15 protein-coding genes are annotated in these 15873 nt (G+C 70.7%); 7 read left to right on the forward strand and 8 right to left on the reverse strand.

Annotation, left to right across the window (positions count from 1 at the left end):
- Nucleotides 1-123: 123 nt before the first annotated feature.
- Both AC1DY2_RS04980 and AC1DY2_RS04985 read right to left on the reverse strand, forming a co-directional pair.
- Nucleotides 124-1092 (reverse strand): carbohydrate kinase family protein, encoded by a 969-nt coding sequence (locus AC1DY2_RS04980; protein WP_476761403.1) that lies wholly within the window; start codon nucleotides 1090-1092, stop codon nucleotides 124-126.
- A 4-nt stretch (nucleotides 1093-1096) separates the two neighbouring features.
- Nucleotides 1097-2101 carry a LacI family DNA-binding transcriptional regulator gene (locus AC1DY2_RS04985; RefSeq protein WP_476761404.1) on the reverse strand — a complete coding sequence of 335 codons (1005 nt, stop codon included), beginning with the start codon at nucleotides 2099-2101 and terminating at the stop codon, nucleotides 1097-1099.
- Between the two features lie 173 nt (nucleotides 2102-2274).
- Between AC1DY2_RS04985 and AC1DY2_RS04990 the strand changes: the two genes are divergently transcribed.
- From AC1DY2_RS04990 to AC1DY2_RS05005, 4 genes are all read left to right on the forward strand, one after another.
- Nucleotides 2275-3372, forward strand: a complete 1098-nt coding sequence (locus AC1DY2_RS04990) for a substrate-binding domain-containing protein (RefSeq protein ID WP_476761405.1) — start codon at nucleotides 2275-2277, stop codon at nucleotides 3370-3372.
- A 123-nt stretch (nucleotides 3373-3495) separates the two neighbouring features.
- The gene (locus AC1DY2_RS04995) at nucleotides 3496-4536 is read left to right on the forward strand and encodes an ABC transporter permease (RefSeq protein ID WP_309975495.1); all 1041 of its coding nucleotides are present in this window, start codon (nucleotides 3496-3498) and stop codon (nucleotides 4534-4536) included.
- Entirely contained in the window at nucleotides 4533-5339 is an 807-nt protein-coding gene (locus tag AC1DY2_RS05000; protein WP_309975493.1) for an ATP-binding cassette domain-containing protein, read from the forward strand. Before AC1DY2_RS04995 ends, AC1DY2_RS05000 begins: the two co-directional genes overlap by 4 nt.
- Nucleotides 5336-5689: a putative quinol monooxygenase gene (locus AC1DY2_RS05005; protein WP_476761406.1), complete on the forward strand. Its 354-nt coding sequence runs from the start codon at nucleotides 5336-5338 to the stop codon at nucleotides 5687-5689. The genes AC1DY2_RS05000 and AC1DY2_RS05005 overlap by 4 nt, the downstream gene beginning before the upstream one ends.
- A gap of 102 nt (nucleotides 5690-5791) precedes the next feature.
- On the opposite strand, the gene AC1DY2_RS05010 is transcribed toward AC1DY2_RS05005, so the two are convergent.
- Nucleotides 5792-6754, reverse strand: coding sequence for an NAD-dependent epimerase/dehydratase family protein (locus AC1DY2_RS05010; protein ID WP_476761407.1), 963 nt, complete (start codon nucleotides 6752-6754; stop codon nucleotides 5792-5794).
- Nucleotides 6755-6843: 89 nt separating this feature from the next.
- Between AC1DY2_RS05010 and AC1DY2_RS05015 the strand changes: the two genes are divergently transcribed.
- A complete protein-coding gene (locus AC1DY2_RS05015; RefSeq protein ID WP_476761408.1) occupies nucleotides 6844-7530 on the forward strand; it encodes a TetR/AcrR family transcriptional regulator in 687 nt (228 codons plus the stop codon).
- A gap of 69 nt (nucleotides 7531-7599) precedes the next feature.
- On the opposite strand, the gene AC1DY2_RS05020 is transcribed toward AC1DY2_RS05015, so the two are convergent.
- Together AC1DY2_RS05020 and AC1DY2_RS05025 are read right to left on the reverse strand one after the other, a co-directional pair.
- Nucleotides 7600-8934, reverse strand: coding sequence for a collagen-binding domain-containing protein (locus tag AC1DY2_RS05020; protein WP_476761409.1), 1335 nt, complete (start codon nucleotides 8932-8934; stop codon nucleotides 7600-7602).
- A gap of 149 nt (nucleotides 8935-9083) precedes the next feature.
- A complete protein-coding gene (locus AC1DY2_RS05025; protein ID WP_476761410.1) occupies nucleotides 9084-11927 on the reverse strand; it encodes an immune inhibitor A domain-containing protein in 2844 nt (947 codons plus the stop codon).
- A gap of 333 nt (nucleotides 11928-12260) precedes the next feature.
- Between AC1DY2_RS05025 and AC1DY2_RS05030 the strand changes: the two genes are divergently transcribed.
- Both AC1DY2_RS05030 and AC1DY2_RS05035 read left to right on the forward strand, forming a co-directional pair.
- Nucleotides 12261-13124 carry an alpha/beta hydrolase gene (locus AC1DY2_RS05030; RefSeq protein WP_476761411.1) on the forward strand — a complete coding sequence of 288 codons (864 nt, stop codon included), beginning with the start codon at nucleotides 12261-12263 and terminating at the stop codon, nucleotides 13122-13124.
- 110 nt (nucleotides 13125-13234) lie between these two features.
- Nucleotides 13235-13663 (forward strand): hypothetical protein, encoded by a 429-nt coding sequence (locus AC1DY2_RS05035; protein WP_476761412.1) that lies wholly within the window; start codon nucleotides 13235-13237, stop codon nucleotides 13661-13663.
- A 46-nt stretch (nucleotides 13664-13709) separates the two neighbouring features.
- On the opposite strand, the gene AC1DY2_RS05040 is transcribed toward AC1DY2_RS05035, so the two are convergent.
- The 3 genes from AC1DY2_RS05040 to AC1DY2_RS05050 all read right to left on the reverse strand — a co-directional run bounded on the left by AC1DY2_RS05040 (nucleotide 13710) and on the right by AC1DY2_RS05050 (nucleotide 15786).
- Nucleotides 13710-14396, reverse strand: coding sequence for an HAD hydrolase-like protein (locus AC1DY2_RS05040; RefSeq protein WP_476761413.1), 687 nt, complete (start codon nucleotides 14394-14396; stop codon nucleotides 13710-13712).
- 149 nt (nucleotides 14397-14545) lie between these two features.
- Complete coding sequence (gene nucS, locus AC1DY2_RS05045) at nucleotides 14546-15241, reverse strand: endonuclease NucS (protein WP_476761414.1); 696 nt, start codon at nucleotides 15239-15241, stop codon at nucleotides 14546-14548.
- A 17-nt stretch (nucleotides 15242-15258) separates the two neighbouring features.
- Nucleotides 15259-15786 carry a hypothetical protein gene (locus AC1DY2_RS05050; RefSeq protein WP_476761415.1) on the reverse strand — a complete coding sequence of 176 codons (528 nt, stop codon included), beginning with the start codon at nucleotides 15784-15786 and terminating at the stop codon, nucleotides 15259-15261.
- Between the last annotated feature and the right edge of the window lie 87 nt (nucleotides 15787-15873).

Consider the following 15873-nt stretch of genomic DNA (forward strand, 5'->3'; position numbering starts at 1 on the left):
ACGGGATTCGCGGGTGCGGCCCCGGCCATACCCGCAGATCCCGTCCTCACGAGGTCCCGGCACGCGCGGAGGGGCGGGAGCGGAGTGGCGCGGGGTTGCGTGGCTCGGCTCGCCGCGCCGGCGTCAGCTCGGGAAGACGGGGTCGTGCGCCGGGGTCCGCAGCAGGGCGCCCTCGTGCCGCACCGTGGCCGCGGCGATCGTCATGGCCTCCTGCAGGGCGTCGGTCCAGGCATCCGTCGTCTGCGGCACGCCGTTGGTCGCGATGTGGTGCACGACCGCAGAGAGGGTGGCGTCGCCGGCGCCCATGGTGTCGACGACGGGGCCGGGCAGCGTGACGATGTCGGCGTGCACCGACGAGCCGTCGGCGTGCAGGTCGGCGCCGGCGCGGCCGGCCGTGGCGAGGATGGCGCCACCGCCATGCCCGGCGATCCCAACCGCATCACCGCCGAGCCGTCGCACGAATTCGTCGAGCGAGTCGCCGAGCAGCAGCTCCGCGTCCTCGTCGCCCACCTTCACGAGGAGCGACCGCGCGGCGAGGTGCTCGAAGTTCGCGAGGAACGCCGCCCGGTCGGCGAGCATGCCGGCGCGGGGGTTGCCGTCGACCACGAGCCGCTGCTCGGGCCGTGCCACCGCGTCGAGCAGCGCGGCGTACTGCGCGCCGTCGTCGAACGGATAGCAACTCACCACGACGAGGTCGGCGTCGTCGAGCGCGGCGCGCACCGCGGTATCGAAGCGGATGCCGCGCCGCTTCGCGGCCTCGTTGAACTCGTAGCGGGGCTCCCCGTCGGTGCGATCCGAGACCGCCCGAGACGTGCCGTGTGCCGAGGGACTCTCGACGAGCCGCACGCCGTAGTCGCGCAGGTAGGCGCGGATGCGTTCGGCGGGTTCGTCGTCGCCGAGCATCGCGACCAGCGTGACGTCCTCGCCGAGCACCCTGAGCCCGACGGCCACGTTGAGGGCGGCGCCCCCGACGAACTCGCGGGAGCCGTGCTCGTCGCGCAGCTCGTCGATGAGGGCGTCGCCGACGACGGTGACCCGCCGCGCAGGAGTGCTCGGGGAGGGCGTGGCGGCCGTGGGGTTCGCGTCGGTCATCCGGTCAGCCTTCCTCGCCCGGACGGATCTCGCCTGAGCCGCGTTCGATCAGTCGGGTGGGCACGATCGTACGTGCCGCGGGCGAGTGGTCGCCGTCGAGCCGCGCGAACACCCGCTCGGCGGCGATGCGCCCGATGCCCTGGGGATCCTGGGCGACCACGGTGACCCCCGGGTCGAGGAGGTCGCCGAGCGGCACGTCGTCGAATCCGACCAGGGCGGTGTCGTGGTGCCGGCCGAGCTCGCGCAGTCCGCGGATGACCCCGATGGTGACGAGGTTCTGGCTGCTGAAGATGGCGGTGGGCGGATTCGGCGAGTCGAACAGGGCGATCGTCGCGGCGCGGGCGGATTCCTCGTCGTGCAGGTTCTCGATGACGGGCAGGTCGCGCGTGGCGACGCCGGCCCGGCCGAGTTCCTCGAGGAAGCCGCGGCGTCGTTCGCGGGCGGTCTGGATGCCGGCCTTGTCGCCGAGGTAGGCGAGCCGGCGGTGTCCGTGCTCGAGCAGGTGACGGGTGGCGAGCGCGGCGCCGTCGGCGTTGTCGCTGACGACGGCGTCGGAGGTGATCCCGGCCGGCTCGCGGTCGACGAAGACCACTGGCGTGCCCCGCCGGAGCTCGGGGGCGAGGTAGGCCTGGCTGTCGGAGACGGTGGTGAGGATGAGCCCGTCGACACGTCGGCGCAGGAACGCGGCGACCGCCTCCTGCTCGCGGTCGGGGTCGTCGTCGAGGCTGGACGCGAAGACGGCGACGCCGTGCTCGAGGGCCGCGTCCTCGACGGCACGGTGCACCGCCCCGGCGAACGGGTTGTCGACGCTGCCGACGAGCAGGCCGAGGGTGCGAGTGCGTCCGTCGGCGCGGCGGAGGTTGCCGGCGTGCAGGTCGGGCTGGTAGTCGAGGGTGCGTGCGGCGGCGGTGACCCTCGCGATCGTCGCGGCCGAGACGTTCGGCTCGCCGTTGATCACGCGCGAGACGGTCTTCACGCCGACGCCCGCGAGCGCGGCGACATGTCGCATCGTCGGCCGGGAGCGGCCGCCCCCGGAGCCCGACGTGTCCTCTGACAACGATGTCACGATCTGCTCTCCAATGTGCCAAGTGGACTTGACTATACACATCGACATGGTCTAGACCTAACGTGACATCGTTGTCAGGGCGACAACGGTCACCCACGACCAGAGGAGATTCGTCGATGAATCACGCAGCACCCGGCGCCGTTCGCCGCCGCCTGATCGCAGTGGGCGCGCTCGCCGCGGCCACCGCACTCGCCTTCACCGGATGCGCATCCGGCACAGCCACCGGATCGTCGGATGGCGGCGACGACACCGTCGGCGTCTCGCTCATCGTGAAGACCACCACGAACCCCTTCTTCGTCGCCATGCAGGACGGCGCCGAGGCCGCCGCCAAGGACCTGGGTGTCGAGCTCACCATGGCCGCCGGCAAGGAGGACGGCGACGAGGACAGCCAGATCCAGGCCGTCGAGAACGCCATCTCCAAGGGCGACGCCGGCATCCTGATCACCCCCAACGGCCCCGCCGTCGAGGACGCGCTCGTCAAGGCCCGCGATGCCGGCCTGTTCGTCATCGCGCTCGACACCCCGCCGGCCGACCCCGAGTCGGTCGACATCACGTTCGCCACCGACAACTTCCTCGCCGGCCAGAAGATCGGCGAGTGGACCGCGGCGAAGCTCGCCGGCGAGAAGGCGACGATCGCGATGATCGACCTCTTCGACGACAAGGTCGTCTCGGTCGACGTGGCCCGCGACCAGGGCTTCCTCGACGGCATGGGCATCGACCTGGCCGACGACACGGCCAACGGCGACGAGGAGGCATCCGGCACCTACAGCGGCGGCGACTACGAGATCGTCGGCAACGAGGCCTCGCAGGGCGCCGAGGACGGCGGCCGCACCGCCGCCGAGACGCTGCTCTCGAAGAACCCCGACATCAACGTCGTCTACACGATCAACGAGCCCGCCGCGTACGGCGCCTACGAGGCCTTCAAGGCCGCGAGCGCCACCGACGGCCTCATCGTGGTCTCCGTCGACGGCGGCTGCGCCGGCATCGATGCGGTCAAGGACGGCATCATCGGCGCGACCAGCCAGCAGTACCCCGTCAAGATGGCCGAGCTCGGCGTGAAGGCGATCCACGACCTCGTCACCAAGGGCACGACCCCCGAGAACACCGAGGGCCTCGACTTCTACAACACCGGCGTCGAGCTCGTGACCGACGACCCGCAGGAGGGCATCGACTCGATCGACACCTCCGAGGCCGCCGACATCTGCTGGGGCTGACGCCCCGCACCGCACCGTGAGGTGGTGCGGCGTCGGTGACGGATGCCGCGAGCTCGCGCCCGGGGCATCCGTCGACACCAGCCGGGGCCGCACCACCGCACCACCCAACATCGGAGATTTCACGTGAGTCAGCACACGACCGAGCCGCCCACGGCGGCACTCGACCTGGCCGAGGAGTTCCTCGACCGAACCACCCCGCTCAGCCGCATCCGCAACACGCTGCACCGCTACCCGGCGATCAGCCCGGCCATCGTGCTGGTGCTGTCCGTCATCGTGTTCGGACTGCTCAACGAGCGCTTCCTGAACCCGGCCAACCTGTCGCTCATCACGCAGCAGGTCGCCGTGGTCGGCACCCTCGCGGTGGCCCAGACGCTCATCATCCTCACCGCGGGCATCGACCTCTCGGTCGGCGCCGTGATGGTGCTGAGCTCGATGGTCATCGCCCAGACGACCGTGCAGGCCGGACTGCCCGCACCGGTCGGCCTGTTCCTCGGCCTGCTCGTCGGCCTCGCCGCCGGTGCGCTCAACGGCGCGCTCGTCACCCGGCTCAAGCTGCCGCCGTTCATCGTGACCCTGGGCACCCTGAACATCTTCGTCGCGCTGACGCTGCTCTACTCGGGCGGCGCCACCGTGCGCGGCGGCGAGATGCCCGCGCTGCTCACGTGGACCGGCAACACGTTCAACGTGCTCGGCGTGAACTTCACCGTCGGCGTCGTCATGATGCTGCTGCTCTACGTCGTCATCTCCTTCATCCTCGCGAAGACGGCGTGGGGCCGGCACGTGTACGCGGTGGGCGACGACAAGGAGTCGGCCCGCCTCGCCGGCATCAGCGTGAACCGCGTGCTGATGAGCGTGTACCTGGCCGCGGGCGCCATCCTCGCGCTCGGCGCGTGGATCCAGATCGGCCGCACCAATGCGGCCTCCCCCAACGCGGGCACCGACCTCAACCTCGACTCGATCACGGCCGTCGTCATCGGCGGCACGAGCCTCTTCGGCGGCCGCGGCACCGTGTGGGGCACCCTGCTCGGTGCGCTCATCGTGGGCGTCTTCCGCAACGGCCTCTCACTCGCCGGGCTCGACGTGCTCTGGCAGACCTTCGCGGTCGGCGTGCTCATCATCGTCGCCGTCTCCGTCGACCAGTGGATCCGAAAGGTACGCAAATGACCGACACCATCGCATCGGATGCCGCGGGCGGCGCGCCCGTGGAGACCCGCACGCCCATCCTCCGGGCCCGACGTCTCGTGAAGACGTTCGGCCGCGTCGTCGGCCTCGACGGAGTGAGCCTCGACCTCTACCCGGGTGAGGTGCTCGCCGTGATCGGCGACAACGGCGCAGGCAAGTCGACACTGATCAAGTGCCTGACCGGCGCCGAGATCCCCGACGAGGGCGAGATCTTCCTCGACGGCAAGCCCGTGCACTTCAAGCGCCCGCAGGACGCCCGGGCCGCGGGCATCGAGACGGTGTACCAGAACCTGGCCGTCTCGCCGGCGCTCGACGTGGCCGCGAACCTGTTCCTCGGTCGCGAGGAGCGCAAGCGCGGCGTGCTCGGCTCCGTCTTCCGCGTCGTCGACCAGAAGGGCATGCGGCAGAAGGCGAAGGACGAGCTCACGGCGCTCGGCATCTCGACGCTGCAGGACGTGACGGTGCCGGTCGAGAACCTCTCGGGCGGGCAGCGCCAGGCCGTGGCCGTGGCCCGGGCGGCGGCGTTCGGCTCGAAGGTCGTCGTGCTCGACGAGCCCACCGCGGCGCTCGGCGTGCGCGAGTCGAACCAGGTGCTCGAGCTCATCAAGAACCTGCGCGAGCGCGGCATCCCCGTGATCCTCATCTCGCACAACATGCCGCACGTCTTCGAGGTCGCCGACCGTATCCACATCCAGCGGCTCGGCAAGCGCGCGGCGACGATCACGCCGGAGTCGCACTCGATGACCGACGCCGTGGCGATCATGACGGGCGCGGCCCGGGGATGAGCTGGGCGAGTGAGGACGGCCGCGTCGAGCTCGTGGCACGGTTCACCGCCCTGCCCGGCCGCGAGGAGGAGGTCGAGCGCCTCCTCCTCGACCTCACCGCGAAGGTGCGCGACGAGCCCGGATGCCTCGCCTTCGAGCCGCATCGCGTCGGTCCTGCTCCAGCGGGGTCGGGCGCGACGGAAGGACCCGAGCCGATCGGCACCGGGTTCGTGGTCGTCGAGGCCTACCGCGACGACGCGGCGTTCGCCGAGCATCTCGCCGCGCCGTACGGCGCCCCGTTCAACGCGGCGCTCGGCCCGCTGATCGAGGAGGACGGCTCGGTCCTCACGTTCCTGACCCGGCTCGGCTGAGGCCGACCCGCCCGAACCCGGCGGCGGCGCCCTGCGGCAGACGCGGGCGCCGTCGCCGACCTCTGTCCGACGCCGATCGTCGGAGCCGCGGGCCGGCGCCCGTCAGGCGTGCGCGGCCCGGTACGCCTGGAACGTGCGGTCGAGCGCCTCGTCGATCGGAGTCGCACGCACGCCGAGCGCCGCGATGCGACTCGAGTCGACGACGAACGGCTCCTCGAACTCGTAGGCCATCTCGAGGAGCTCCCGAACGGTCGGATTGACCAGGCCGACGGCGCGCAGCGCGACCTTCGGCAGGCGTCCGATGCGCGGCTCGGTGCCGGCGAGCCGGAAGAACTCCTCGACCATCGCGCGACTCGTCCACGGTTGCGGGTCGTTCGGCAGGTGCCAGGCGGATCCGGTCACGCCGTCCGCGGTGCCGAGCACGGCGAGGCCCTCGCCGATGTCGGGCAGGTACGTGTAGCTGTGCACCAGGTCGGGATCGCCGAACAGGTCGACCCGCTTGCCGGCGGCCACCGCGTCGAGCACCCGGTCGCCGATGGGCGAGGCGATGCCCGCGCCCGGCCCGTAGTAGTCGGACGCCCGGCCGCTCACGACCTCGACGCGGCCCTCGCGGTGCGCCGCCCACAGCTCGTTCGCCATGTCGAGCCGCACGCGTCCCTTGCGGGTGTGCGGCTGCTGCGGGCTCTCCTCGGTGAGCGGCCGGCCGCCGGTGCGGCCGTACGAGTACACGTTGTCCATGTTCACGAAGCGGGCGCCGGTCGCCTCCGCGGCGGCGAGCACGCCGCCCTGCAGCGGCGGAAAGTCCTCGGCCCACCGGTGGTAGACGGGGTTCAGGGTCTGGTAGACGGATGCCGCGCCGGCGGCCGCGCGGGTCGCGAACGCGGCATCCGCGGCATCACCGCTGATCACCTCGACGTCGGCCAGCGCTGCGGCCTCGGGGCCGAGCGCCTCACGGCCGCTGCGGTTGACGATGCGCACACCGAGCCCGCGGGAGAGCAGCGCGAGCGCGGTGGCACGGCCGACGGGGCCCGAGCCGAAGACGACGTGCAGGCGGGGGTCGCTCATGGTGCTCCTGATCTCGCGGTATCTCTGGACACTGTTCGGCGTTACAACACTGTACGGTGTGTGGAGATGAACCGCCAGATCGCAACCGCATGAGACCAGGGCCCCGCCGCAGCTTCACCCACGCCGAGATCCTCGACGCCGCCTTCGACCTGCTCGAGACGAAGGGCTTCGCCGCCGTCTCCGTGCGGGGCGTCGCCGGCTCGCTCGGCATCACGCCGACCGCACTCTATACCTACTACTCCAGCAAGAACGCACTGTTACGCGGCATGATCGAGCACCTGCTCGCCCGCCTCGACCTGCGCGAAGCCGGCGGTTCCGACACGGTCGACGTTCCGGATGCCGCGGCGATCCGCCGGCGCATCGTGACCCTCGCGCTCCGCCTCCGCGAGCTCCTCACCGCGCACGCCGGCGCGCTCGGACTCATCATGAGCGGCCCGCTCGACGGACCGAACGCCATGCGCCTGAACGAGACCCTCCTGGAGTCGTTCACCGCCGCCGGCCTCGGCCTCGACGACGCCGCGCGGGCCGCATACGCGCTGCAGGTCTACGCGCTCGGGTCGATCGCCCTCGAGTCGGCCGACCAGGACGCCGACCCCGAGGCGGCCGCACCGACCGACGGCCTGTTCCCGGATGCCTCGGGCACCGCGCTCTGGACCGACCTCGCCACGTTCCCGCTCAGCTCACGCACCGCCGACGTGGCGGCCCAGCACAACTCCACCGACCAGTTCGTGTGGGGCCTGGAGCGGCTGCTCGACGGGCTGGTGCCGCCGGCCTGACGGTCGTCGTCTTCATCGCTCGGTCGGCGGCCCCGCCCGTTCGCGTCGGTGCGGTTCAGTCGGTGCGGTTCAGGCCCGGCGGCGGCGGTATCCGACCGCGGTGGCGGCCACGCCGACCGCGGCGAGGATGCCCGCGGCGAGGAACGACGGCACCGCGTCCGTGCCGGTCGCCGGCAACGCCTGGTCGGTGTCGGTCGGAGCCGGGGCCGGCGGCTGGGGCGGCACCGGCGGCTGCGGCGGAACCGGCGGCTCGGGCGGAACGGGCTCCCCGCCCTCCGCGCACGTGAGCTGGGCCAGGAACGGGAAGTTGTGCACCTCCCGTGGAGTGCCGGGTGTCGGCGCGGCGGGGAGACCGTGGATGAAGGACTTCGCGATCACGTTGCCCTCGATGTTCTGCGTGACCTGCCAGTTGAGATCGGCGTTGGGGGCGTAGATGCTGCCCTCGAGGCTCGCCCCGCCGGTCACCGTCACTGACGTCGCCTCGGGGAAGTTCCAGAGCACGAACGGGGCACTCGTCGAGGTCAGGTTGGAGAGGTTCGGGATCTGCCCGTCGAAGGTGCTGCCGGTGACGTTGACGAGCAGTGGCGTGTCGAGCGTGGGCACCAGCGGGAAGAAGATCTCCGACATGGCTTCGAGGTCGGATGCCGCGACGGTGACGACGTTCGTCTCGCCATCGACGAGCGTCAGTCTCGTGGTGGCGCCCTCGGCGTAGGGAGGCGTGAGCGGAGCGCCATCGTCTCGATTGGCGAACTCGATGGTCGGAGTGCACAGATTGAGCGTGGCCGCGGTGTCGCGGTAGAGCGAGAACGCGCCGGCGATGTCGATGAGGTCGCCCGGAACCGGCGTCTCGATCGAGGTCGGCGTCTGCGTGATCGTGCCCTCGATGCGCGGCTGCGTCTCGTACGTCCCCCCGGGCGGCACGATGTGGTACGGACCGAGAGTGTTGTTCTGGTCGGTGTCGAACGCGTCGTAGGTGGTCGTGTCGGCGACCTTCGTGAAGCCGTTGTTGAGCACCTTCAGCACGACCGAGCTGTCGGCCGGGAACTCGACGCCCCCGCCGACGTAGAGGTAGGTCGGCGCGGTGTCTCCGGGGGCGATGAAGGTGCCGGGCGGCACCGAGCCGGCCGCGATGTTGTACGACGTCTGGAAGCTCACGTCACCGCCGAGCGCGAGCGTGCCCTCGGCTTCGTCGGCGTTGAGCTCCACGTCGCCCTCGATGAACACGAGGAACCCGCTGTTCGCGGTATGGCTGCCGAGCGGCTGGGCGACGGGGTTGATGGGTCCGATCGTGTCGCCCGGCGCGGCGACGGCGGCACCCGGGAGCAGCATGGCGGCTCCCGCGAATGCGGCGACGGCCACGACCGTCGCGACGACCCTGCCCCGACGTTCCCCCGAATGCGTCATGCGCTCCAGCCTKGCACGTGCCGGGTCGCCCGCCAAGCATTCACGAGCGCTCATCCGCGCGTCGGCGCCTCCGCGGCCGGCCCTCCGCCGGAATGCGGCGAGGCGCCGACTCCCGAAGGAGCCGACGCCTCGCCGGTCGTGCGATCGGATCAGCCCGCTGCGGGCGGGGTGATCTTGATCTGGGCGGACGTGTTGTTCTTGCCCGCCTTCTTCACCTCGACGACGGTGCCGTAGCCGACACCGGCATCGGCCGGGTTGCCCGAGCCGAGCGTCATGCCCGGCATGACCTCGAGGCCGTAGAACTCGGTGAGCGGCGTGCCGTTCTCGTCGACGACCCGCGTGGAGTACGGCTGGTTGTCGACCGAGGGCACGACGACCGAACCGTTGCGGTAGCGGTAGTACAGGTCCTCGCCGTTGCGGATCTCGATTCCGGGGACCCAGCCCTGGTTGTCGGTGAAGACGCTCACCGGCTTCTGGGACTTGACGTCGGTGCAGTACTCGTCGGTGAAGTCGGCTCCCGTGATGCACTCCGTGAAGGGGTACGTCTTGGTGAGGCCGAACGCCGCGTTCGAGGACTGGGCACGCGAGGGCATGTTGTCGGTCGCCGTCGGGTCGATCTCGGCCGCCTCGCCGGTACGGCGCAGCGGGTCGAAGTGGCTGTCGACGATCAACAGGCCGCCCTTGGCGCCGGCGCTCGGGAGCGCCGTCTCGTTGGACTCGACGTGGTTGGTGCTGCCGTAGCCCGCGTCGCGGTACCAGACGAGCGCACCGGGAGCGTTGTACTTGATCTTGTCGACCTTCCACGCACCGGCCGTGGCGCTGTAGACGGTGTCGTACCCGTACTTCAGGCCCTCGTCGAAGCCGTCGAAGTTGCGCCACTCGACCAGGTAGTACTGGGCGGTGGTGGAGGTGCCGCTGTCGATGCGCCAGCCGGGACCGGTCGATGCCGCGAAGGTCTCGACCTGCTTCTCCCAGCCGTTGTCACCGCCCTCGACGTCGTCGGACCAGACCGTGGTGCCGGCGCTCTGCAGGTCGAAGTCGTCGACGAACCAGCCGCGCTCCTGGAAGGCGGCGTCGGTGGCGAGGCGGAGGCGGAGGCTGACCGTGCTGCCGGCGTAGGCGGCGAGGTCGACGTACTGGTGCTTCCACCCGTCGGACGTGCCCGTGAGGCCGTAGTGCTTGGCCTCGCCCTCGTTCGAGCCGAAGGTGGCCATGTTGCCGTTGGGGTCGGCGTAGCCGTCGGGCGTGGTGGCCTCGCTGCCGTCCTCGTTGAGGACCTTCAGCTCGCTCCACGTGGTGCCGCCGTCGGTCGAGACCTCGACGAAGCCGAAGTCCCAGTCCTCCTCGATGACGTAGTTGTTCTGCATCCAGAGCTTCGCGTCGACGGGCACGTCGAGGTCGCGGACGATGCGGATGTCGCCCCAGTCCTGGTCGGAGCCGGTGTACCACATGTTCTCGCCGCTGGTGGGCTCGGCCATGACGTTGACCTTGGCGGGCAGATTGATCTTCACGCCGTCCTCGGTGCCCTTGATCGGGCGCGAGCTCTGGCCGATGGTGATGGTCTTCGCAGCTTCACCGGGGTTCATCTGGACGGGGTCGGCCCAGCCGAGCACCCACTTGTCCCAGAGGCCCATATGGGTCGGCATCGACTGGAAGATCGGTCCGGAGTGCGAGCCCGACGACATCAGGTCCCAGAAGTCGACGTCGGAGTCGCCCTGGTTGGAGGTGTCGTAGAGGTCGGGCAGGCCGAGGTCGTGGCCGTACTCGTGCGCGAACACGCCGACGCCCGAGTCCTCGGGCTGCACGATGTAGTTCGAGAGCTTGAGGTCGGTGCCGGGGATGGCCGCGCCGCCCGCGACAGCGGAGGAGTGCGCCCAGATGGCGTAGGTGCCCTCTGCGCCGCCGCCGCCCGACTTGTCCTCACCGGCGTGCACGAGCACGACGTGGTCGATCACGCCGTCGGGCTCGAGGTAGTTCCCGTCGCCGTCGCGGTCGCCCTGGTCCTCGATGTCGTAGTCGGCCCACGGGAAGTCGGGCTGCGCCGCCGCCAGTGCCGTCACCGCGTCGATCGGGAGCTGGCCCGCGCCGATGGGGTTGTCGGGGTGGCCCTGCATATCCTGGATCGCGCCGGCCTCGTACACGCCCTCGTCGTTCAGGAAGCAGGTGCTCGCGCCGTAGTACGCCTCGGAGTGCGGGACCGTGACCCACGGGGTCGCGGAGCCGTGCACGGTGTAGGCGCCGTGCGACATCTCCTCGTACATGTTCTTCATCGTGTAGCCCGAGATGTCGATGCCGGGCTTGCCGTCGGGACCGACGAGGTCCTTGCGCACGCGCTCGGTGATGCCCTTGTCGGTGAAGAGCATGGTGTTGTAGTGCTCCGACGAGAAGTCGGAGACCCACATCGAGTTGTTGTCCTCGAGCTCGTAGTCGGCGGGGTTCGGGATGTTGTTGTGGAGGGGGCCGTTCTGGACCTCGCCCGGCTTGCACTCGGTCGACCCGAACTCGGTCGGCACCTGCACGCCCGTGAAGTCGTCGTTGGCGTTCGTGTTGAACTCGACGAGGATCGTGAGGAGCTTCGCCTCCTGCGTCTCCTCGGCCTGCTTGTAGTCGGGCGTCTTGTGCGGGTTCTTGTGCTTGCCCTTGTCGGAACGACCCTCGCGCTTGAGCTGCCCGGGGCTCTTGCCGGTGTCGATCGACTGGGCCTCGAGCTGGGCGAGTCCCTTCGCCGCCACCGGGTTGCCCTGCGAGTACTTCGCGTCGATGGCCTCGGCCTCGGCGACGGCCTCGGGCGCGGTGCGCTTCGCGACGGATCCGGCGACGACCTCATCGTCGGTGCCGAACGCCGCTTCGGCTCTCGGCGCGACGTAGTTCATGTAGTACTCGTCGTCGCTGATCACCGGCGCGGAGACGTGCGATGGCGCTGCCGATGCCCCCGTCGCGCCCATGGTCGCCAAGCCGGCGGYCGCGAGCGCGAGCACGGGAATCGTCGCCACCACGCGCCTGCGCGCGCGAGTGGTGTTTCCAAACATGCTTCTCCCTCCGAGTGCGCCGGGGGATGACCGCGGCGCACGAACGACGCCCGCCTGGTAGACGGACGTAGACGGCATCCTCCCTTGCCATGCGGCATCTATGGAAGTCCTTTCCGCAATCTGTGGAGAGAGACGCAAGTCCGTTGCGTGCCGCGCACGATTCATCCGCCGGCCCTACTCGATGACCGCGGCGATTGTGAACGAACCGTTACAGAGTGCGGCCGAGGGCTGGCCGGGCCGGGGAGACGGGCATACCCTGAGCCGGGACCGCATCGGGCGGGTTCCGGAGAGGAACACATGAGCGAGTCCACCGGTTCCACCCTCGCCGACTGGGAGCGGGAGGAGATCGCGCGCGCGAACGCGTCCGACCTCACGCCGGTCGTGTTCGTGCACGGACTCTGGCTGCTGTCGAGCAGCTGGCAGCCGTGGCGCGACTTCTTCGAGGACAACGGGTTCATCACCCTCGCACCGGGATGGCCCGACGACCCGGCCACCGTCGCCGAGGCGCGCGACCATCCTGAGGCCTTCGCGAAGAAGATGGTGCAGGAGGTCACGGATCACTACCTCGAGGCGATCGCGGCGCTCGACCAGGCGCCCGTCGTGATCGGCCACTCGTTCGGCGGCCTGATCGCCCAGAAGATCGCCGGCGAGGGCGTGGCCGCCGCCACGGTCTCGATCGACAACGCGCCGTTCAAGGGCGTGCTGCCGCTGCCCGCGTCCGCGCTGAAGTCCGCGTCACCGGTGCTGTCGAACCCGGCGAACGCCAAGCGGGGCGTGGCGCTCACCTTCGAGCAGTTCCAGTACGGCTGGGCCAACGCGCTCGACGAGGCCGAGGCCCGGCGTCTCTACGACACGCTCCATGTGCCCGCCGCCGGCGCCCCGCTCTTCCAGGCGGCGTTCGCGAACTTCAACCCGTTCGGCGGCGAGACCACGGTCGACTCGAAGAATCCCGAGCGCGGTCCGATGCTCATCATCGGCGGCGAGAAGGACCACACCGTGCCGCCCGCGATCACTGACGCGAGCTACAAGATCCAGGCGAAGAACCCGGGCACGACCGAGGAGATCACGATCCCGGGCCGCGGGCACTCGCTCACCATCGACTCGGGGTGGCGCGAGGTCGCCGACGAGGCCCTGGCCTTCGTGCAGCGGTTCATCCAATAGCCGAGCGGATGCCGCGTGGCGCGTGCCCGCGGCATCCCGCTCCGTCCGCCGGTCGCGGCTCCCGGCGGCTCAGCCGGCGCGGCGTACGATCGGTCGCGGGGGTGGTTCGTATGGGCGGAATCCTGCTTCGAGGCGCAGGGCGGCGGCCCGCGGCATCCGCTGCGCTGGTGATCTCGCTCGGCGTCGGCGGCATGCTGGCACTCGCGGGCTGCGGATCGAACGGATCGACTGACGCGTCGGCGCTGCCGCCCGTGATCGTCGACCTCGGCGACGTGGACGGCACGACGGTCGAGGTGACCGAGGGCGGCACGATCGACCTGACCGGCGACGACGAGACCTACGCCGCGTGGACGGCCGACATCGATGATCCCGACGTGGTCGAGTTCGTCGCGGGCCGCGACGACGGCAGCGCGCAGTTCAATCCGGGCCTCACGGCGACGTCGGTCGGCGAGACCGACGTGACGCTCGACAACGGGGAGACCGGCGACAGCGTGACGTTCACCGTCGACGTGGTGCCGAAGGCCGCCGGCGGCGACTGACCTGGCGGCCGAGGCCGTGCCCCGTGGGCGGGCGGCCGGCGGAGCCTCAGCCGAGCAGCAGCGACCGGAGCTGGTCGGCCGAGTGCACGACCGCCATGGCGTCGCCGGCCTCGGCGGGGGAGCCGTAGCCCCACTCGACCATGATCGTCGGCACGCCGTTCGCGGCAGCGCCGAGAGTGTCGTAGCCGCGGTCGCCGACCATGACGGGGTTCGAGAGGTCGACGCCCTGCGACTCGAGGCGGCGGAGCGCCTCGCGCACGACCTCGGCCTTGGTGCTGAGCTCCTCGTCGTCGCTCGCGCCGGTGATCTCGGTGAAGTACTGGCTGAGGCCGGCATGGTCGAGCACCTTGCGGGCCATCGACTCGGGCTTCGAGGTCGCGAGGGCCACGGGCACGCCCGCGGCGTGGAGCCGCTCGAGCACGCCGGCGACACCGGGGAACACGGGGGAGCACAGCACCCGGTGCGCGTAGTGCTCGCGGTAGACGTTGAGCGCCTGCCACGCCTCGGCGTCGTCGAAGCCCGCGGTCAGCCGCAGGCTGTCGAGCAGCGGCGGGCCGACATAGGAGCGGAGCACCTCGTCGGACGGCACGTCGACGCCGAGCTGGGTGAACATGTGGGCGAGCGACGCCGTGATGTCGGAGGCCGAGTCGACGATCGTGCCGTCGAGGTCGAACAGCACGGCCGACCAGGTGCGCGTGGGCGCGATGGTCTGAAGGGGCATCGTGGAAGTCACCGTGTCATCCTATGTCGAGGGTGTCTGAGAGTTTCTCAGGAAGAGAACGCTCCCATCCCCCAGAACGAGCGACAAGGGGCTTGTGCCACGCTCGCGCGGTCGTTGCGCGGCGGTGGGCCGAGCGGCGCCCGGCAGCCCCACGCGCCCAGTCAGAACAGGCGGGCGTGGCCGCTCTCGATGCCCCGCATCGCGTCGTAGTCGAGCACGACGCAGCGGATGCCGCGGTCCTCCGCGAGGGTGCGCGCCTGCGGCTTGATCTCCTGTGCGGCGAAGATGCCGGTCACCGGTGCCAGGCGGGGATCGCGGTTCATGAGCTCGAGGTAGCGGGTGAGCTGCTCGACGCCGTCGATGTCGCCGCGCCGCTTGAGCTCGACCGCGACCGAGGCCCCCGAGGCATCCGTCGCCAGGATGTCGACCGGGCCGATCGCCGTCATGTACTCGCGGCGTACGAGCCGGTGCCCATCGCCGAGGAGCTCGATCTGCTCGGCGAGGAGCTGCTGCAGGTGCGCCTCGACGCCGTCCTTCTGAAGGCCCGGGTCGACGCCGAGCTCGTGCGCGGAGTCGTGGAACACCTCGTGGATCGAGACGACGAGCTGGTCGGCGGTCTTCTTGTGCGTGACCTTCCACAGCTCGATGACGCCCGCAGCGGCCTGGTCGTCGTCGGGCTCGAGCGACTCGAGCGTGCACGGCGGGCTCATCCAGTTGAGCGGCTTGTAGCTGCCGCCGTCGGAGTGCACGAGCAGACTGCCGTCGCCCTTGACCATGAGCAGCCGCGTCGCGAGCGGCAGGTGGGCGGAGAGGCGCCCCGCGTAGTCGACGGAGCAGCGGGCGATGACGAGACGCACCCGTCGAGTGTACGGCGTCAGGCGCCGGCGGATGCCTCGGGCGGCCGTGCCTCGTGATGCCGCCGCCCTTTCGTGCGGCGGTCCTCCTTCATCTCCGCCTCGAAGAGGTGCCGGCGCCCGCCGACCAGCTCGTCCCGGGCCGCTCGCTCGACTCCGCGCACCTCGGCGTAGTAGCCGTCGTCGTACTCCTCGACGACCTGGAACGTCCAGCGGCCCTCCAGCACGTTGCGACCGACGACGTCCCGTTCGAGACGGTCCGCGACGCCGTCGTGGCCCGCGGCCCGGAAGAGCTCGGCGGCCTCGCCGATGGCCAGGTCGGCCTTGCCGGTCAGTCGGTGGAACCGGTACAGCGACCCGCGGGCATCCTCGATCGTCTCGAGCGCCTCGGAGAGCTTGCCGAGCGCCTCGACGGCCGCGTCGTCGACGCCCGGCGGCCGGGTGTGGTGGCCGGCGGGGCGGTCGAGGCGGGCGTGGTCGTCACCGGCGCGGTCGTCGCCGGCCGGGTCGAGGCGGGCGTGGTCGTCGAGCAGTTCGTCGGCATCCATCCCCGAATTCTCGCCGTCCGGGCGGCCGGCGCGAGAGCCCTTGCCCGTTCCCGGGCGGTGCGCTACGGCGCTGCGGGCGCCTTGGGC

The sequence above is a fragment of the Agromyces sp. P1_H4 genome (assembly GCF_056405255.1).